Source organism: Thermohalobaculum xanthum (genome assembly GCF_016623495.1).
Lineage (GTDB): Bacteria > Pseudomonadota > Alphaproteobacteria > Rhodobacterales > Rhodobacteraceae > Thermohalobaculum > Thermohalobaculum xanthum.
On sequence record NZ_JAEHHL010000001.1, the window covers coordinates 1,051,568 to 1,070,915 of the forward strand.

General features: G+C 64.5%; 17 protein-coding genes. 7 read left to right on the forward strand and 10 right to left on the reverse strand.

All coding sequences use genetic code 11. The annotated features are described in order from the left end of the window. Positions 1-9 precede the first annotated feature (9 nt). The 5 genes from H0I76_RS04935 to H0I76_RS04955 form a co-directional block, all read right to left on the reverse strand. On the reverse strand, positions 10-999 hold the full coding sequence (locus tag H0I76_RS04935; protein ID WP_200607691.1) for an ABC transporter ATP-binding protein: 990 nt from the start codon (positions 997-999) through the stop codon (positions 10-12). Continuing rightward, positions 996-2,003, reverse strand: coding sequence for an ABC transporter ATP-binding protein (locus H0I76_RS04940; protein WP_200607694.1), 1,008 nt, complete (start codon positions 2,001-2,003; stop codon positions 996-998). The genes H0I76_RS04935 and H0I76_RS04940 overlap by 4 nt, the downstream gene beginning before the upstream one ends. A gap of 7 nt (positions 2,004-2,010) precedes the next feature. Next, positions 2,011-2,907, reverse strand: a complete 897-nt coding sequence (locus H0I76_RS04945) for an ABC transporter permease (RefSeq protein WP_200607696.1) — start codon at positions 2,905-2,907, stop codon at positions 2,011-2,013. 1 nt (position 2,908) lies between these two features. Beyond that, complete coding sequence (locus H0I76_RS04950; protein WP_200607698.1) at positions 2,909-3,826, reverse strand: ABC transporter permease; 918 nt, start codon at positions 3,824-3,826, stop codon at positions 2,909-2,911. A 96-nt stretch (positions 3,827-3,922) separates the two neighbouring features. Further along, entirely contained in the window at positions 3,923-5,395 is a 1,473-nt protein-coding gene (locus H0I76_RS04955) for an ABC transporter substrate-binding protein (RefSeq protein WP_234455141.1), read from the reverse strand. A 229-nt stretch (positions 5,396-5,624) separates the two neighbouring features. Between H0I76_RS04955 and H0I76_RS04960 the strand changes: the two genes are divergently transcribed. Next, positions 5,625-6,410 carry an IclR family transcriptional regulator gene (locus tag H0I76_RS04960; RefSeq protein WP_234455081.1) on the forward strand — a complete coding sequence of 262 codons (786 nt, stop codon included), beginning with the start codon at positions 5,625-5,627 and terminating at the stop codon, positions 6,408-6,410. A gap of 28 nt (positions 6,411-6,438) precedes the next feature. Here H0I76_RS04960 and H0I76_RS04965 read toward each other — a convergent pair whose 3' ends face one another. Further along, positions 6,439-8,364, reverse strand: coding sequence for an aspartate:alanine exchanger family transporter (locus H0I76_RS04965; RefSeq protein ID WP_200607703.1), 1,926 nt, complete (start codon positions 8,362-8,364; stop codon positions 6,439-6,441). 64 nt (positions 8,365-8,428) lie between these two features. Next, complete coding sequence (locus tag H0I76_RS04970) at positions 8,429-9,829, reverse strand: glutamate decarboxylase (RefSeq protein WP_200607705.1); 1,401 nt, start codon at positions 9,827-9,829, stop codon at positions 8,429-8,431. 646 nt (positions 9,830-10,475) lie between these two features. On the opposite strand from H0I76_RS04970, the gene H0I76_RS04975 reads away from it, so the two are divergent. The 6 genes from H0I76_RS04975 to H0I76_RS05000 all read left to right on the forward strand — a co-directional run bounded on the left by H0I76_RS04975 (position 10,476) and on the right by H0I76_RS05000 (position 14,310). Continuing rightward, entirely contained in the window at positions 10,476-11,669 is a 1,194-nt protein-coding gene (locus tag H0I76_RS04975; protein ID WP_200607708.1) for a tyrosine-type recombinase/integrase, read from the forward strand. Next, positions 11,666-12,256 carry a hypothetical protein gene (locus H0I76_RS04980; RefSeq protein ID WP_200607710.1) on the forward strand — a complete coding sequence of 197 codons (591 nt, stop codon included), beginning with the start codon at positions 11,666-11,668 and terminating at the stop codon, positions 12,254-12,256. Before H0I76_RS04975 ends, H0I76_RS04980 begins: the two co-directional genes overlap by 4 nt. A gap of 80 nt (positions 12,257-12,336) precedes the next feature. Beyond that, positions 12,337-12,531 carry a helix-turn-helix transcriptional regulator gene (locus H0I76_RS19760; RefSeq protein ID WP_200607713.1) on the forward strand — a complete coding sequence of 65 codons (195 nt, stop codon included), beginning with the start codon at positions 12,337-12,339 and terminating at the stop codon, positions 12,529-12,531. Further along, positions 12,531-13,301 carry a hypothetical protein gene (locus H0I76_RS04990; protein WP_200607715.1) on the forward strand — a complete coding sequence of 257 codons (771 nt, stop codon included), beginning with the start codon at positions 12,531-12,533 and terminating at the stop codon, positions 13,299-13,301. The genes H0I76_RS19760 and H0I76_RS04990 overlap by 1 nt, the downstream gene beginning before the upstream one ends. Continuing rightward, positions 13,298-13,933, forward strand: a complete 636-nt coding sequence (locus H0I76_RS04995; RefSeq protein WP_200607717.1) for a hypothetical protein — start codon at positions 13,298-13,300, stop codon at positions 13,931-13,933. The genes H0I76_RS04990 and H0I76_RS04995 overlap by 4 nt, the downstream gene beginning before the upstream one ends. Positions 13,934-13,992: 59 nt before the next feature. Then, positions 13,993-14,310: a hypothetical protein gene (locus H0I76_RS05000; protein ID WP_200607719.1), complete on the forward strand. Its 318-nt coding sequence runs from the start codon at positions 13,993-13,995 to the stop codon at positions 14,308-14,310. A gap of 558 nt (positions 14,311-14,868) precedes the next feature. Here the strand turns inward: H0I76_RS05000 and H0I76_RS05005 are convergent. From H0I76_RS05005 to H0I76_RS05015, 3 genes are all read right to left on the reverse strand, one after another. Next, positions 14,869-16,605, reverse strand: coding sequence for an adenylate/guanylate cyclase domain-containing protein (locus H0I76_RS05005; RefSeq protein WP_200607722.1), 1,737 nt, complete (start codon positions 16,603-16,605; stop codon positions 14,869-14,871). Between the two features lie 405 nt (positions 16,606-17,010). After that, a complete protein-coding gene (locus H0I76_RS05010; RefSeq protein ID WP_200607725.1) occupies positions 17,011-18,645 on the reverse strand; it encodes an acyl-CoA synthetase in 1,635 nt (544 codons plus the stop codon). A gap of 4 nt (positions 18,646-18,649) precedes the next feature. Beyond that, positions 18,650-19,348, reverse strand: a 699-nt coding sequence (locus H0I76_RS05015; protein WP_200607727.1) for an enoyl-CoA hydratase, incomplete at its 5' end; no start/stop codon positions are given.

Here is a 19,348-nt window from a genome sequence, read left to right on the forward strand (position 1 = left end):
CGGAAACGGTCAGGCCGTGGCGGGTTCTGCCTTTTCCTCGTCGAACAGGTGGCACTCGATGCGCCCGTCGGCGGTCGTCAGCGGGCGGGGCGCCACGCTCGAACATTGCGGCAGGGCCTTGGGGCAGCGCGGGTGGAAGTGGCAGCCGGACGGCGGCGCGATCGGATTCGGATAGGCCGCGCCAAGTTGCGTGTCCGGCACGCCGAGCGCGGGATCCGGGGTCAGGACCGATTCCAGCAGCGCCTGTGAATAGGGATGCCGGGCGTGGTCGAAGAGGCCGGCAACGCTCGCCTCCTCGACGATGCGGCCGAGATACATGACCGCCACGCGGGTCGCGAGATGCTCGACCACCGCGAGGTTGTGGCTGATGAAGAGATAGGTCAGCCCGAACTCGCGGCGCAGCTCGCCCAGCAGGTTGAGGATCTGGCTCTGGACCGAGACGTCGAGCGCCGAGGTCGGCTCGTCGCAGATCACGATCTCGGGCTTCATGATCAGCGCGCGGGCGATCGCCACGCGCTGGCGCTGCCCGCCCGACATCTGGCTGGGGTAGGAGTTCATCACCCGCGCCGGCAGGCCGACGATGTCGAGGATTTCGCGCACCGCCTTGTCCTGGCTGGCGGCATCGCCGATGCCATGCACGCGCAGTGGCAGCGAGATGATGTCGGCGATGCTCTTGCGCGGATTGAGCGAGGAGTACGGGTCCTGGAAGATCGGCTGGATGCGGCGCGCCAGCTTGCGCCGGTCCTGCGCACCCACGGGCTCGCCGTCGATCAGCACCTCGCCCGTGGTCGGTGTCTCGAGGCCAAGCAGGATCTTGGCGAGGGTGGACTTGCCGCAGCCCGATTCGCCCACCAGCCCCAGCACGCCGCCGCGCTCGACCTTGAGCGAGACGTCGTCGATGGCCCGAAGCGACTTGCGCTCGGCAAAGAGGCCCTGGCGAATGGTGTAGACCTTCGAGACGTTGCGCAGCTCGAGCACCGGGGTCGTGGCGTCACTCATGCCGATACCTCCGCGGTGGCCATGCCGGTTTCATGCACGCAGCGGAAGGCATGCGCATCGTCCGAGCGGTGCCTCAGCGGGATCGCGCCGCGGCAGGCGGCGACGGCCTCCTCGCAGCGGGTGCGGAAGGGGCAGCCCGAGACGTCGCCCACCAGCGAGGGCACGATGCCCGGGATCGTGCCGAGCTCGGCGCCCCGCTCGGTCTTGCCGGGCACGGGGATGCAGCGCAGCAGGCCGCGGGTATAGGGATGCGTCGGCTGGCCGAAGACGGCGCCCGCGGGGCCGGTCTCGACCAGTTCGCCCGCATACATCACCGCCACCTTGTCGGCGACGCGCGCGACCACGCCCAGATCGTGCGTGATCAGGATCATCGCCACGTTCATCTCGCGCTGCAGGTCCACCAGCAGCCGCAGGATCTGCGCCTGAATGGTCACGTCGAGCGCGGTGGTCGGCTCGTCGGCGATGATCAGTTCGGGCTCGCACATCAGTGCCATGGCGATCATCACGCGCTGGCGAAGGCCGCCCGAAAGCTGGTGCGGGAACTGGCCGAGGCGGCTGGCCGCGGCGGTGATCCCTACCTTCTCCAGCAGCTCGACCGCCCGGTCGCGCGCGGCCTTCTTGCCGACATTGCGGTGCAAGAGCAGCGCCTCGGTCAGCTGGTCGCCGATGGTGTAGGCCGGATTGAGTGAGGTCATCGGCTCCTGGAAGATCATCGACATGCGGTTGCCACGCAGGCTGCGCATCTTGCGCGGGCCGGCCTTGAGCAGATCGACACCGTCGAACTCCAGCCGGTCGGCGCGCCGCTCGATCCGGGGCGCCAGCAGTCCCATGATCGCCAGAGAGGTGAGCGACTTGCCGGAGCCGGACTCGCCCACGATGCACAGCGTCTCGCCGCGCGCGAGGTCGAAGTCGATACCGCGCACCGCGTGGAGCGTGCCGCCCCCGACGGGGATGTCGAGCGTCAGGTTGCGAACCGACAGGATCGGATCTCGGGTCTCGGTCATCTGGCCCTCAGCTCCGGTTCTCGGGGGCGGTGACGTCGCGCAGACCGTCGCCCATCAGGTTGATTGCCAGCACCAGCAGGAAGAGCACGATGCCGGGGATCATCACGAGCCAGGGCTCGAACAGCATCATCTGCTTGCCCTCGGAGACCATCAGCCCCCAGGACGGCGTCGGCGGCTGCACGCCGAGCCCGAGGAAGGACAGCGCGGCCTCGAGGAGGATCGCATGCGCCATTTCCAGGGTCACGACCACAATCAGGTTGTTGACGATGTTCGGCATGATCTCGGTCAGCACGATCCGCGGGGTCGAACAGCCGATGGCGCGCGCCGCGGCGACGTACTCGCGCCCGCGCACCTGCAGGGTCGAGGCCCGCATCACGACGGCGAAACGGTCCCAGAGCAGCAGGCCGAGCACGATGATCACCACCTGCAGCGAGCCGCCGAAGATCGCGACGACCGCCAGCGCCACCAGGACGACCGGCATGGCCAGGCGGACATTGATCAGGAATGTCACGACCATGTCGACGCGCCCGCCGAAATAGCCGGCGGCGACGCCCATGGCCGTGCCGATCAGGCCCGAGATCAGCGCCGCGATGACGCCGATCATCAGCGACACGCGCGCCCCGTAGATCAGGCGCGAGAGGTAATCACGGCCCAGATGGTCGGTGCCGAGCGGATGCTCCCAGCTGCCGCCGAGAAAGACCGGCGGCTGCAGGCGCTCGAGCAGGCTCTGCGCATAGGGATCGTGCGGCGCAAGCACGGGGGCAAGGATCGCGACGACGACGAGGAGCGCGACCAGCCCGCCGCCGATCATCAGGCCGTGATGGCCGAAGACGCGACGGCGCAGCAGCTGGCCCGGCGTCGGGCCCTGGATCTCTTCCAGCAGGGGATCTGTGGTCGTGGCCATGTCAGGCGGTCCGCATCCGGGGGTCGAGCCACGCGTTCAGCACGTCGGCGAGGAAGGTGAAGACGATGTAGAAGCCCGAGAACACGAGGATCAGCGCCTGCACCGTGGGCAGGTCGTTCCGCCCGATCGACTCCCAGGCCAGGTATCCGGCGCCATGCAGCGCGAAGATCGACTCAACGACGATCGAGCCGCCAAGCATGAAGCCCATCTGCACCGCGGCGAGCGAGACGACCGGGATGATCGCGTTCCTGAGCGCATGGCGGAACATCACCCGCACCTCGCTTGCGCCCTTGGCGCGGGCGGTGCGGATGTAGTCCGAGGACAAGACCTCGAGCATTCCCGCGCGCGTGAGGCGCATGATCGCGGGCATGGCGTAGTAGCCAAGCACGATCGTCGGCATGATGAAATGGATCGGCGTCGATGAACCCGAGGGCGGCAAGAGGCCCAGCTGGATCGAGAAGATCACGATCAGGATCAGACCGAACCAGAAGCTCGGCATCGCCTGCCCCATCACCGACAGAAGCAGGGCCGCGCGGTCGATCAGCGAGTTCGGCCGCATTGCCGCCGCAACACCGAGCGGCACGGCCGTGACCAACGCGAAGGTGATGCCGCAGACGCCCAGCGTCATCGTGATCGACAGCCGCTCGGCGATCAGGTCGGCAACCGGCAGCTTGAAGTAGTAGCTCTCGCCGAAATTGCCCTGGAGCGCGCCCAGCAGCCATTCCCAGTACTGAACCAGCACGGGCCGGTCGAAGCCATAGATCCGGCGGATCGCCTCGATGTCCTCGCCGCTCGCGGTCTCGCCGGCGATTGCCGCCGCCGGGTCGCCCGACATGAAGAGCAGGCTGAAGCTGATGGCCGACACCGTCAGCGCCACCAGGAGCGCGAGGCCAAGCCGTTTCAGGATGAATTTAATCACGTTCGACGCCTCGTTGCTGGCCGCCGGGGGCCGTGCAGGGCTTGGCCGCGGCCGATCGCCAGGGATCGGCCGCGGCCCGGGTCAGGTCGGTTCAGCTTACTTCCACGTCATCGCGTGGAAGCGCAGGACCTCGTCCGCGGTCGGCGTGTACTCGACGTCCTTCGTGAACACGTAGTTCGTGTTGTACGAGAACATCGGCGCCCAGTAGGCCTGATCCGCGATCTTCTGAAGCGCCTTGGCGTAGTATTCCTTGCGCTTTTCCGGATCGGTCGCCCGGTCGGCGATGTCCAGCCACTCCTTCACCTCGTCGTCGCGCGTGTCGTCAAGCGAGCCGTGCTTGAAGAACTGGCTGGTGATCGCCGAGGTGTCGTTGATCGAGTACGAGCCCCAGGTCTGGAACGAGATCGGCGTGCCGCTCGACATGCGCAGCTCGCGCAGCGCCGAGTACTGCAGCATCTTGAAGTCGGTCTCGATGCCGACCGCGTTGAGGAAGCTGGCGATGGCCTCGGCATACTCGCGGTCGCGATAGGCGTAGAACTCGGTCTTGAAGCCGTCCGGATAGCCGGCCTCGGCCAGCAGCGCCTTGGCCTTCTCGGGGTCGTACTCATACTCGGCCACGTCCTGCGAGCAGCCGAACTGGCTGGGGAAGCACGCCGAGTAGACGACCTGCGACTTGCCCTTGAGCAGCGCTTTCACCAGCCCCTCGCGGTCGATGGCATGGTTGACCGCGCGGCGAACGCGAACATCGGCGAAGGGGTTGTCGGCATTGCCGGTGCGCCCCGCCGCGTCCATCGTCAGATAGCCGATGCGCATGGTGCTTTCGTTCGCGACCGTGAACTGGCCCATCTCGGCAAGCTTCTCGGACTGGTCGGCCGGCACCTGCCAGATCAGGTCCAGCGTTCCGCCGAACAGCTCGGCCATCTGCGTGTTGACGTCCGGGATCGTGCGGATGTCGATCTTGCCGATGGTGGGCTGGCCCTTCGGGCTGTCGTGGTAGTTCTCGTTCTTCTCGAGCACGAAGTGCTTACCCGGCTCGACCGAGACTACCTTGTAGGGGCCCGTGCCGACGGGCTTGAGGCCCATGCCGGTCGGGCCGGCCTCGGCATAATACTCGTTCGGGTAGATCGAGACCGGACCCGAGAGGAACTCGACCGCCGCGGGGAACGGGTTCTTCAGGTGGATCCGGACGGTGTAGTCGTCGATCTTCTCGGCCGACTTCATCCAGTTGACGTTGCGCTGGGTCTTCACGCCATTCGCCTCGTCGGCGACGAAATTCACGGTGTAGACCACGTCATCGGCGTTGAAAGGCTCGCCATTGTGGAACTTGACGCCCTCGCGCAGCTTGAGCTCCAGCGTCAGGTCGTCGATCCAGTTCCATTCCGTCGCGAGGTTGCCGATGTACTCGTTCGTGCTGGGATCGCGGTAGATCAGCCCGTCCCATACGGCGCGCTGCATCACCACGCCCTCGCGCGATGAGTTGAAGTAGCTGTCGACGTTCTCCAGCTCCTTGGTGAAGGCGACGTTGAGCGTGTCGCTCGCCTTGTCGGCATAGGCCCCTGTCGCGGCCATGATGGCCGATGCCGCCACGGCACCCGTGATCAGGTTGCGCTTCATTTTCCCTCCGGCCCTGTCTTGAGGGCTGCCTGCTGGCCCGCCCCCGGTTTCAACTTTGTCCTTCGCTGCCGTATCATATTATGATACTAGCAATCTTATAGTAGAATAAGAACGCCGCGAACCGGCGTGGTCAAGAGTGGATTCTCGCCCATTCAGCGAGGCGAAACGCGGGAGGGGCCGGGGTTTGGAAATTCGGACGGAGAAGCAGGACACCCTGTTCGTGGCCTCGCTTGCCAAGGGCCTGAAACTCTTGCGCGCATTCGACGAGGGGCACACGGAGATGGCGCTGAGCGAGCTCGCGGCACGCGCGGGGCTGGATCGCAGTGCGACGCAGCGCCTGGCCAACACGCTGCACCAGCAAGGCTTTCTCGAGAAGGACCCGGTGACGCGGCGGTTTCGCCCCTCGCATGCCTGGATCGAGCTGGCCTATGCCTATCTCTGGTCCGATCCCCTGATCGCCCTGTCCAGTCCCAAGCTGATCGAGCTTTCCCATCAGGTCGGCGAGACGGTCAACATGTCCGAGCTTTCGGGCATGGACATCGTCTACGTCACCCGCCTGCCGAGCCCGCGATCGCATTTTGCGGCCACGTTGATCGGGCGCCGGATCCCGGCGCTGGTCACCTCGTCGGGCCGGGCGATTCTCGCGACTCTGCCCGAGGAGGAGCGGCGCGCGGCGATCGCGAACTGGCCGGTCAGGCAGTACACGCCGCTCACCACGCTCGACCGCGGCCGCATCGCCGGGGAGGTGGCCGAGGCGGTCGAGCGCGGCTACTCGATCTCGAAGAACGAGCTGATCCTGAACGAGATCGGCGTGGCCGCCCCGATCCTCGACCCCGACGGCAGGGCGAGCGCGGCCGTGCATTGTTCGGTTTCGGCGTTCCACTGGACCACGGACCGCGTCGAGCGCGAGATCGTGCCCTACCTGCTCGACACCGCGAACGGGATCACGCCGCCGAGGCGGCACCGCTGAGCCGACCTGCCACGGGCCGCCGGGGCACTCAGGATATGATCTGCGCGATATAGCCGCCGATCAGCGCAAGCACCGTGGTGACGGCGTAGGAAACGGGGTACGGGACCGCGGCGACCTGGCTCTTCGACTGGTCGAGCACGGCGTTGAGGCTGGGCGTCGAGTTCCGCCCCCCCGCGCAGGCGCCCGCGCAAATGATCGAGTTCATCTTGAGCATCTTGTCGCCGACGAAAAAGGCGACGACGACCGGCAGAAGCGCCGCCGTGGTGCCGATCAGCGCAAGGACCAACACCGTGTCCCCGCCGAGCGCGCTGGCGATCATGGGACCGACATTCGCGCCCAGCGCTGCCACGAAGATGTTGAGACCGATATCCTGGAGGAAGCTGCGCGCGCCCTCGGAAACCGGTCCGCCGAACTCGGGGTTCCTGCTGCGGAAGTAGGCGACGAAGATACCCGCGAGCAAGCAGCCGGCCGAGGTTCCCAGCGCGAAGGGAATGCCGCCGATCGTGATGCTGAGCGCGCCGACCACGTAGCCCGCGGCCATCGCCATGGCGAGGTACATCGTCTCGGTCGTGGCCAGCATCCCTGCCGTGATCGCCTTGCCGCCCAGGCCCTTGGCGGCTCGCTCGATACAGGTCTGCGGGCCGGTCAGGCGCAGGACGTCGCCGAGCCGCACGTCGGTCTTGGGCCCGAGGGGGATTTCCTGGCCCGCACGGAAGATCGCCTTGAGGCGCAGACCGAAGCCGAGCTCGTTCGTGGCCAGTTCCTCGACCGTCTTGCCCGAGGCCGCGGCCGAGCCGACATGGATGTCGGCGGCACTGATCTCGACATCCCGGGCGAGCTTGTCGTCGACCTCGGGGCCGATCTCGCTGCCGCGCAGGATCTCGAGCTTGAGATCCGCCCGAATGGTGACGAGGTCATCTTCCTGCAGGGCCGGGTTCGTCAGGACATCGACCACCTTCCCGCCGCGCACGATGCGCAGCACGGGCGCGTCGGGATGGGCCTCGAACAGTTCCTCGACGGTCTTGCCGATCAGGGCCTTGTTCTGAAGCCTATAGGCCCGGATGTCGACGGGCGAGTATCCCAGCAGGAAGGCCTGCGGCGTGCCGGGAAGCGGGTCGCTGCCCGAGCCCGAGAACGCGTCCTCGGCCTTCTTCGCGTCCGCCATCGCGTCATGGCCGAAGATCGCGGGAAGGTAGCGCATCAGCAGGATGATCCCGACGCTCGACAGGATGTAGCTGATCGCGTATCCGGCGGCCATGTTGGCGCCGATCTGGTCGGCGGTCATGCCCGGCGGAACATGCGCCGCGCCGCTCTGCACGGCCGATTGCGCGACGCCAAGCACCGCCGTGATCGTGTAGCTGCCCGAGATGAGCCCTGCCGCGAACCCGGACGGCAGCCCGAAGAGCTTGGCGCCCCCGACGCAGATCACCCAGTTGAGCGACCAGATGACGAGACCCACGACGATCGCGGCCAGCCCGGCCGATCTCAGGCCCGTGAAGAATTTCGGCCCTGTGCCAAGGCCGAGCGCGTACATGAACAGCGACAGGAATATCGTGGCGACGATGCCGGGCACCGAGTATGTGAGGCCGAAATAGCTCTGCGCGACCAACGAGATGATGACCGCGACCAGCAGGGTGCCCGCGGTCGAGCCGAGCGAGATCGGCCCGATGGCCACCCTGCCGAGCGGATAGCCGAGCGCCATCGCGATCAGGATCAGCACCCACTGCTGCTGGCCGAGGAACGCGAAGACACCCTTGACCCCGGTTTCCGCGATCGGCGCGAAGAACTGGAAGACATTGCCGACGACATGCTCGGCTTCGCGAACGAGCTGCCCGGCGTCGGGGGATACCGCGGCGGCCAGCGCGGCGCTGCCCGCCGCAATCGTCAAGACAAGGGCGGCTGCCGCGATGAATGGTCTCTTCTTGCCGGCGTGGCGGCTTTCCGGAAGGCTCATTGTCGGGGTCTCCCTGCGCGGATAAGGCCCATCCGGCCCGGTGACGCGGCCTCGCGGCAACCGTTCAGTGGCTGTAGCCGCCGGCCTCGCGTTCGGTCATCGGTGTCGTCACGGGATGCGCCGCGAAATGCTCGAGGCAGCGTTTCATGTCCGCAACAAAGAGCGTGGCCAGATCCTTGCTGAAGCCGTGGCGCACCAGCACGCGCTGGACCACCAGGTCCTGCCTGTCCGGCGGCAAGGTGTAGGCGGCAACTTGCCAGCCGCGCATCCTGAGACGGTCGCTGAGGTCGAACAGGGTGTAGCCCCGCGTGTCGAACCCTTCCTTGACCGTCCACGACACGGCCGGGATCCCCTTCTTCGGATCGCCGTCGAACAGCACCTTGAACGGGCCCATCTTGCCGATCTCGTCGGCCAGGTACTGCGCCGTCTCGTAGCAGGCCGTATGCACCTTGCGGTAGCCCTCCTTACCGAGCCGCAGCAGGTTGTAGTATTGCGCGATGATCTGCCCGCCGGGCCGCGAGAAGCTGAGGGCGAAGGTCGGCATGTTGCCGCCCAGATAGTTCACCCGAAAGATCAGGTCTTCGGGAAGGTCGCTCTTGTCGCGGAAGATGCACCAGCCGGTCCCGAGAGGCGCAAGCCCGAACTTGTGGCCCGACGCGTTGATCGACTTGACCCGCGGCAAACGGAAATCCCACTCGATCTCGGGGGCGCAGAACGGCGCGAGGAACCCGCCGGAGGCCGCATCGACATGCATCGGAATGTCGAGGCCCGTCTCCTTCTCGAGGCGGTCCAGCGCGTCATGCACCTCCTTTACCGGCTCGTACTCGCAGGTGAACGTCACGCCGAAGGTCGGCACGACGAAGATCGTGTTCTCGTCGACGCGCTTAAGCACCTCTTCGGCGTTCATGATCAGTCGATCGCCCTCGAGCGGAATCTCGCGCAGCTCGATATCCCAGTACTTGGCGAACTTGTGCCAGCAGACCTGCACCGGGCCGCACACCATGTTCGGCTTGTCCGTGGGCTTTCCGGCGGCGCGCATCTTCTCGCGCCAACGCCACTTGGCGGCCATGCCGCCGAGCATCGCGGCGTCCGACGAGCCCGTCGTCGAGGTGCCGAGCGTGTTCGTCGATTCCGGCGAGTTCCACAGGTCGGCCAGCATGTGCACGCAACGCTTCTCGATCTCGGCGGTCTGCGGATACTCGTCCTTGTCGATCATGTTCTTGTCGATGCACAGATCCATGATCCTGTGGATCTCGTCGTCGAGCCACGTCTGGCAGAACGTCGCGAGGTTCTGGCGCGCATTGCCGTCCAACATCAGCTCGTCGCGGACGATCGCCGACACGACGCGTGCGTTCTGCTCCTCTTCAGGCAGCCTGTACTTCGGAAGCAGGGAACTGACATCCGCCGATCCGTAAATGTCGGCCAAGAGCTCGCTTCGGATGTTGTCCTTTGAATGAAGAGACATGCATTCAATCTCCTGCTGGCATGGTCGCTATCGAAAACGCGGCTGCGGGACACGATAGCACGGGTACGCGAAGGTGGCGCAGATGCACCCATCGACGGATCTTGCCGGGTCACAATGCGCGACGGCAGCGCGGCACCCAATGCTCCGCGCCCGGAATGCGGGGAAAAGTTTGCACGCCGGCATCGCTTTTTGTCACGTGATCGGGTGTGCTCCTGGGCCAGCGTCGAGGGCAGGCCGAACTGCGCCCCTCGCCAGCGCCGCGAGAACGCCCGCGGTTGTCACGGGATCCGGGGTTCGGGCCGACGCATGGCGACCGGCACTGCAAAGGCGCCCGCGGGCGGCAACGCGCTGCCGGCGCGAACTCAAGATCGGCATGTAGGGAAGAAGGGTGCGGGCGGGTGCCCTAACCTCTTGAAACGGTTGGCTCCGGCGGCAGGACTCGAACCTGCGACCCGCGGATTAACAGTCCGAAAAATCACATTCTGGAAAAGCCAAATCTATCAGCGAGATAAGTTGATTTTAATCAATATTTACAGGACCATGCCAGCTGTGTCCCATTGTCACCGGCTCACTGACCGTCTAGCTTTATCTCACCAAATCGCAGCCATAAAACACCCCATAAACACCCCAGAGGACCATCTGGATCATGAAAAAACGGCTCTCCGCCAGGGCGATCGAAACCCTGAAGCCGCCGCCGACGGGCCGCCTCGAGATCACCGACTCCGATAGCGGCGCGGTCTTCCGCATTACATCAAAGGGCGCCCGAAGCTGGTCAGTCCTGTTCACCCTGCACGGTAAGCAGCAGCGCCGGACGCTGGGCAGTTACCCCGCCGTTGGGCTAGCCGAGGCCCGCGAGCTCGCGCGCGAGACCCGGCATCTTGCCGTGCAGGGAGTCGACCCTCGCCCCGTCGAGGAACCCGCGGCACCCGTCATGAGGGTTGCGGACGCGATCAGCCTCTACGCCAAGATATATCTCGCACCCAACCTCCGCACCGCCGCCGAGCGCGAGCGGCAGTTGCGGGCGGCACTAGCACCCCACCTCGCACGGCCGATCGACGACCTCGACCGAGTTGATCTTCAGGCCGCGATTGATGCGAAAGCGGCGGAAGGCCGGCTCGGCGCCGCAAACCGCATCCGGGCGGCACTGGTGCATTTCTCGCGATGGTGCTTTGAGCGCGGCCACCTGCCTGAGCACATCGGCGCCGGCACGGCTCGAGCCGCGAAAGAGAAGCCGCGCGAGCGCGTGCTGAGTCTCGACGAGATCCGACAAGTCTACGGTGCGACATTCGAATTAGGGCCGATCTGGGGGGCCTTGTTCAGGCTCCGCGTCCTCACCGCCCAGCGGCTCGGTGACCTGGCCCTCGCCCACTGGTCCGAGATCGACTTCGCAGCGCGACGCTACGAGATCCCCGGCGCTAGGACAAAGAATGGCCGCCCCCACATCGTGCACCTTTCGGCGCCCGTCTTGGCCGAACTGGAAGCGCTTAAGGAGCGCACCGGCGGCACCCCGTTCGTTTTCACGACCACCGGAAAGTCGCCAGTCTCTGGGTTCTCGAAAGCAAACGCTCGCCTCTACCAAACCACTGGCGTTGAGGACTTCCGGCCACACGACTTCCGAACGGCGTTCGCCTCGGCGCTTTGCGAGGCAGGCGAGAGTGAGGCGGTGGTCGACAGGATCCTGAACCATAGCGCGAGCGGATCGGCACCGTCGGCCGTCGCGCGGGTCTACAACCGGGCACAGAACCTGCCGCAGCGCGCCGCCGCACTCGACCGCTGGGCAGCGATGGTCACGGGAGAGACGGCCGACGTCATTGCGCTGCCCGAGGCGCTGGTGCGATGAGCGAGATTGAAGCTCTCCGCGGCGCAATCGAACGGCACATGCCCGAGCTCGCCGATCAGTTTCTCGGATCTGAGTTGCCGCGCTCGCATTTCAAGGCGTTGTTTATCGGGCAAGCCGAGATGCTAGCCGAGGCGAACTTTGGCCAGATCCGGCGATCCGACAGCGCGGGCCTCAATCTGCTCGTGCGCCATCTGCGGGACGCTATGGCCGCGCTCGACAGCTTGGGCCCTGCGGCCGTCAAGGCGCTCTCGGACGGGGAACAAAGCCCACGACTCCCCGCCGGGCTGCCTGCCGCGATCCGGGATATTACTGAGGCTATCGAGCGACGGCTGCCCGCGGTGCAACGCTCGCTCCGCGCCACCGGCGTGGCGGACGGCACCGACTGGCATGCGACCGCGACCGCCTGGGCGGCAGGCGAGTTGTGGCGCGAGCAGCACGACGAAGGCGGCCTGACCTTCAATGACGGGAGCAGCCCGTTCGGCGATTTCCTTGTGGACGTATTTGAGGCCCTCGGAATCGTCCGTAACGCGGCACATTACGCGAGGCTCGCCAACGACTTGAGAGAACCGGCGAAAATTGGGGCCTAGCTCTCAATTACAATGAACACCGCCGCGCCCATACTCACCTCGTCGCGAAGGATCGCGCAGAAAAATCGAGGTGAGACAACATGACAGAACCAGAGGCTCGCTTTCTGAGGGTTCATGAGGTTGCGGACCTTTTCGGTATCTCGGTCGCGACCACCTGGAGACATGTCAGCGCAGGCATCCTGCCGCAGCCTGTCCGGCTTGGGCGCGTCACGAGGTGGGATCGCGCCGACCTCGAGGCAGCGATCACTCGCGCAAAAGCCCGCGAGGCGGCATGATGGCCGGCGGCACCTTCAACGTGCACCGATCGATCTGGACCCATGCGGCCTTCAGGGACTCGTCGTTCTCCGAGCGCGAGGCTTGGGTCTGGATCTTGAGTGAGGCGGCGTGGAGGCCGGTGACAGTCCGGTCTGGGCGCGTAGTCGTGGATCTCGAACGTGGGCAGCTGTGCCATTCGCTGCGCTTCATGGCCGATCGCTGGGGCTGGTCGAAAGACCGTGTCCGTCGCTTCCTGACCCGCCTCGAAAACCGCGACATGATCGCGACGCAAACCGCGACAGGTCAACTTGTCATAGACGTACGCAATTATGATAAATTTCAGAACTCGAGCGGCGGAGGCGCGAGAGAGGCGCGACGCGACCCGCGACAGAAGCGCGACACGAGCGCGACGGATAATAATACTTTGAAGACCTTGAATCCCACAAGAGAGGGGCCTGACGGCAACTCCGGGCCAGAGATGAAACCGCCAAGAGCTTCGCGAATGCACCCAGATGCGGTGCTAACCGAGGAACTCGTCGACGACGCCGTGAAGCTCGGGCTCCATGCAGAGGATGCGGAGCGCGTCTGGCAAAAGTTCCGCGACTACTCGATCTCGGTCGCTGGGCCGAAGGGCCTCAAGACAAACTGGCGTGCCGCTTGGCGAAATTGGGTGCGCCGAGAACTTGAGTGGCAGCCATGTGGCGGACGCAAACACCCCGGAAATCGGCGGTTATCGGCGGCGGCGATCGTCGCCGCTCGGCAAGACGCTCTTAACGGAATTGACTCATGAAGCTTAAAATCGCAGAGCGGGGCTCGCACCTCCCCACCGCACCGTCGCTGGTGCTTGGACCGTACCTAGACGGACACCGAACGCGTCGACGATATGCACGGCTACCGATCTTCGGGTTCCTCGATCTCGCACGCAAGGTCGGATCGATGCGCGACTTTGGGGCCGCTAAAGCCTTTGCTGCTGCGCAATCATTGCCTGACGATAACGAGCTTGCTGAAATCCGTGAGAGGATGCGTTCGGCGGCGGATCGCCCGACCAGAGCAAACGAGGCGGCGCAGATCGTCGCTGCGATGCTTGACGCAGTGCGCGGCTTCGACGCCGCGAAATCCGCGACCTTTGTCGAATTCTTCGTCTTCTCCCTAGAGCTCGAGCTGGCAGCCGGGCCAGTCTCGCTGCACGCCATCGCCGAAGCTGCACTCCATTTCGGGATGGAATGCACGTGGCCGCCGACGCCTCGCGAATTCATTGCGAAAGCGCGGAAATTCGAGAACCGCTATCGGTCAGCGGTGCGGGTGCTGGACTGGACGATGGCCGAGCGGCAACGTTTAATCGCCATTGAGGCGCACGATCAGCAGCGCCTGTTTTCACGCACCGTCGCCCGCAGGCCGGCCACGCAATCACTTCTGCCGTAACATCCATCAAGCCTTTGAACCGTAACTGTTTCCGTTGAAAAACAATCAGGAAAATCAAAATGTCCGGACATGGAGGGAGGCGCCTTGGTGCAGGTCGAAAACCTGGCGCGGTATCACAGGCAAAGCGCTTCATTGCAGAGATGGCACGGGAGCACAGCGAGGAAGCACTTGCCGCGCTAATCGATGTCGCCCTGCATGGGAAAAGTGAAGCGGCGCGTGTCTCGGCCGCCAACTCGATCCTTGATCGCGCGTACGGTCGACCCAAGACCATGGCCGATCCGCTGAACCAGCCGAGCTCGGGAATTTTCGCGATCGACTCAAGCATGTCTGACAAAGAAGCGACTGAGGCTTATCTCCGCCTCCTTGAGGCAATTTAATCCTGACGGTCTTTTGTTAAGAGATTAAACTTTAATCTGCATCTATATATTTTCCGGCAGCGACAGTGCGGCCTTAGCGGGCATTTCAGCTCTTGGCCCTTGGTGGTCGTCCGTCCTCGCTGCGGCCAAGAACAGCTTGGAGCCCGAACCAACTATTTCACTCAGCTTGAAGACGGGCACCGGCATCATCATCTTGTCGGCCTCCGACATTCACAGAACTGCCATGGAATAGGTTTATGCACGGGCTACTGCGAGTATTGGCGCCAGCATGAGTATCCTGAACACAGCGCGGTCAGCGTGTTCAATCACGCTGGCCGTCCTTTTTTTCGATGGTACTCCTATGCGCTCACAATTCAACCGTACCAGACAATTTGGGCAGCTCACTTCGCTGCATCTTGGGGTGTTCAGCGTCAGCGCCTATGGGCCAAGAGTGACATCAACATGACGACCGGATCGGGTGCAAAGCGGCACTTCTATGCAATTCGTTTGAACGTCGAGAGAGTGGACCAAGCCGACTTTGACCAACTTTCCGGCGTCTCTGTGCATCGGTCGGGTCGATCAGCCGGGTAGTCCCGCCTTCCGCAGGTCCGCAGCAAACTGCTCCAGGAAACGCGGCGTCATCATCGCGTGGTCGCCGAAATACCACTCGTCGACTGCCTCAGCGCAGGTGAAATCAGGTCTGAGACGGTCAAGCTGCGTGATCGCGCGTTGCGCCTCGAGCTTCTTGCCAGCCCGGCCATAGATGGCGACCAGAAGCGTATACGGATAGAAGGTGACGTTTGGCTCCCGAAGCGCAGCTTGCTCGTCGGCTTCCGCGTGATTGAGGTCATCCGCGATGTAATGTGCGATGGCCCGTATGTGCAGGAATGTCCACATATGCGGATCGCGCGGACTGAGCCGGATCGCGGTTTCAATCCCGTGCAACGCTTCCTGATGCGCGTCGATGCCGGTGAGAGCCTGAGCGAGCGCGAAATGCGCCTGAGCGAAACTCGGATCGAGCGCTACCGCCCGTCGCAACTCTTCGATGCCGGCCTCCATCTGACCCGACAGAGCGAGGCCGCGGCCAAGCGACAGCCTGGCCGAAGGATCCCTGCCATCAAGCTGCACCGCCATGGTCGCCCGGCGCACCGCCTCGGCCGCGCGCGCGGCACGCTCCTCTCGCGGCCCATACCAGCCAAGCTGGATGGCAACATAGGCGAGCCTCGCATGGGCCTGAGAGAAATCCCCGTCCCGGGCGATCGCGTCCTCGAAATGCGCCGCTGCCTGCTGCAGGTCGTCGGCGGTGAAGCGATAGAGGTGCCACAGACCGCGCTGGTAGGAATCCCAGGCGGTGATATCGCGGCGCTGGGCGTGGACCCGGGCAAGGCGGTCGATCGTTTCGAGTTCCGGCTCGATGGTGCCCGCGATGACAGAGGTGATCTCGTCCTGAAGGTCGAAGACATCGTGGAGATCGCGATCGTAGCGCTCGCCCCAAAGCCGGGCTCCGTTTCTTCCGTCGCAAAGCGACGCAGTGATCCGAACACGATCGCCCGATCTGCGGACACTCCCCTCAAGCAGGTAACGAACGCCGAGTTCGCTGCAAATCTCGGGAGCACTCCTGGTTTGCCCCTTATAGGAGAAGGCCGAACTTCTGGCGATGACGAAGAGCCAGCGGCACCGGCCGAGGGCCGTTATCAGGTCCTCCGTGATGCCGTCGGCGAGATACTCTTGCTCCCGGTCGTTGCTCACGTTGACGAACGGCAGCACGGCGATCGATGGCTTTTCGGCATCGGGCGCCGACGCGCCTGTCATGCTGAGGGTATCCGCACAGGGCCACCGCCACACGCGCATCGGTCCGAGACCCTTGAGCGTTTGCTCGCCGGCATCGCGGAACTGCTCGCGAAGACAACTGCTCAAGCTGTCGCGCACGACGGACGAAACGCAGATCCCTCCAGGTTCCGCGAGCTCTTCGAGCCGAACGGCCATATTGACCCCGGTTCCATAGATATCGTCCCCATCGAGGATCACGTCTCCGAGATTGATCCCGATGCGCAGCCGCATCGTTTCCCTTGCCCCGCCGAGCTGTTCCTGGATGGCGAGAGCCGCTTCCACGGCCTTTGAGATCGACGAGAACTCTATCAGGGCTCCATCGCCCATGAGTTTGACGACCCGTCCGCCCCGTTCGGCGATCGCGGGATCGACTACCTTCGCCCGGAGAGTGCTGAGCGCGGCCAGCGTGCCCAGTTCGTCATCCTTCATCAGGGTCGAGAACCCGACGACATCAGCAGCAAGGATCGCGGCGAGGCGGCTGGCCATGAGACTTTCCCCGGTACATCTCAGAATAGCCTACCGCGCCGGCCGCAACCATTGGCAAGCAAGCGGGTATGCACATCAAGACCAACTGCGACAGTGGCCTCGATCCAGACCTTCGCCGCGTTGAGCACGAGCCTCCGGAGAGGGCCGAGAGAGACGCCGACACGACGGCTGTGGGCGGAGGGAGACGTTCGCTGCGCCCTCCACCAAAGTCCGCTTTGCGGACTTTCAAGACCTTCTGCCAACAAGCTTGAATGAACGCTAACGACCCTAAGCAGACCGCCGTTTGAGACTTGGAATGCTGCGGCGGGGTTCGTGATCGCGGTCATTCGCTGCGACTTTACGGTGTCGAGAGGAGCGCAGAGCCGGAAGGCCGACAAAGCGTGAACCCGCTTGTCCGCCTTGATGTCAGATGGGGATAGCCCTTGCCTGCTCCCGAAGAGCAAACTTCTGGATCTTACCGGTTGATGTTCTAGGAATGGGCATGAAGACGAACTTGCCCGGAACCTTATAGGGCGCGAGCTGATCGCGGCACCACGCGCGAAGCTCCTCCGTATCCGCCTGATGGCCCGTGCGAAGTTCGAGGAAGGCGCAGGGCGTTTCGCCCCACTTCTCATGCGGCATCGCGACGACGGCGGCGACCGCGACGGCAGGATGACGGTAGAGCGCTTCCTCGACCTCGATCGAGGAGATGTTCTCACCGCCCGAGATGATGATGTCCTTCGACCTGTCCTTGAGCTGGATATAGCCATCGGGATGCATGACCCCCAGATCGCCAGAGTGGAACCAGCCGTCGGCAAAGGCCTCCTGCGTGGCCTTGGGGTTGCGAAAATAGCCCTTCATCACGACGTTTCCGCGAAACATGACCTCGCCGATGGTCTTACCATCGCGCGGCACCGGACACATCGTCTCGGGGTTGAAAACGTCTAGCTGCTCTAGCGCCAGGTAGCGCACGCCCTGACGGGATTTCAGCGCGGCCTGATCAGCCGGGGGCAACTCTGACCAGGCTTGATGCCAGTCATTCACGACCGCCGGGCCATAGGTTTCCGTCAGCCCATAAAGATGGGTCACTTCGAAGCCCGCGGCCTTCATCTCGGCCAGCAGCTTTTCCGGCGGCGGCGCGGCGGCGGTGAAGAACTGCACGGTGTGGTCGAGATCGCGTTTAACCTCGTCCGGCGCCGAGATCATCAGCGACATGACGATCGGCGCGCCACACAGATGAGTCACGCCGTCATCGGCAAGGGCATTCCAGATCGGCTCGGCCCGCACCTGCCGCAGACAGACATGTGTGCCGATGATGGCAGACACCGTCCAGGGGAAGCACCAGCCGTTGCAGTGAAACATCGGCAGGGTCCAGAGATAGACCGCGTGCTTTTGCATGGATGTCGTCAGCGCATTGCCCTGCGCAAGCAGGTAGGCGCCTCGGTGATGGGAGACGACGCCCTTGGGGTCGCCGGTCGTCCCGGAGGTATAGTTGATCGAGATGGCGTCCCACTCATCCTCGGGCATCCGCCAAGTGAACTCCGGATCGCCGCCGGAGAGGAAGGCCTCGTAATCTGGCGCTTTTACAGGCGTTTGCGGGCCGTCGAACTCCGGGTCGTCATACAGGATCAGGACGGGCTTCGCGGTGGCAAGCGCAAGCGCCTTCTGCATCAACGGCATGAATTCCCGGTCGACGATTGCGACCCTGGACATGGCGTGGTCGAGTTGGAACGCGATGATCGCCGCGTCGAGGCGGGTGTTGATTGAGTGCAGGACCGCACCGCACATGGGCACCCCGTAATGGCATTCGAGCATCGCCGGCGTATTCGCCAGCAGCACCGACACGGTATCGCCCCGCCCGATCCCGCTCCGGGCCAGCGCCGAGGCCAGTTGCCGCGACCGCGCGTAGAACTCGGCGTAGCTGCGCCGCAGTGCGCCGTGAATGATCGCGGTATGCTCGGGAAAGACACCGGCGGCACGCTCGAGAAACGTCAGCGGCGTCAGGGGCTGATAGTTCGCGGGGGTGCGATCCATGTCGGTGTTGTAGGGATTGTGCGCCATTGCCTTACCGATCCTGCCATTGCGCCGAGCGCTTTTCGATGAATGCGCCGATGCCTTCCTCCGCGTCGCGGGCGAGCATGTTCTCGACCATCACCGCGGAGGCGTAGGCATAGGCCTCGGACAGGGCCATCTCGCGTTGCGCATGGAAGGCGCGCTTGCCGGTGGCGAGCGTCATGCTGGATTTGGACGCGATCTTGCGGGCCATCTCCATCGTCGCCGCCTGCAACGCTTCGGGAGGGACGCTCCGGTTGACCAGCCCGATCTCCGCGGCGCGGCCGGCCGAGGTCATGTCGCCGGTCAGGAGCATCTCCATCGCGTGCTTGCTGCCGACATTGCGCGACAGGGCGACCATGGGCGTGGAGCAGAACAGCCCGATATGCACGCCGGGCGTGCTGAACTGCGCCGTGTCCGCGGCGACGGCCAGATCGCAGCTCGCGACCAGCTGGCAGCCCGCCGCGGTCGCGATGCCCGTAACCTCCGCGATCACGGGTTTCGGGCAGGCCATGATCGCTTGCATGACGCCGGAACACATCGCCATCACCCTGGTGAAATAGGCCCTGCCGCGATCAGGGGCGGACCGGCCGGCGGTCATTTCCTTCAGATCATGGCCCGCGCAAAAAGCCGGTCCGTTCGCGGCCAGAATGACGACACGCACCGAAGGATCGGCTCCGGCCTCGGCAAAGGCCGCGGCCAGTATTGCGAG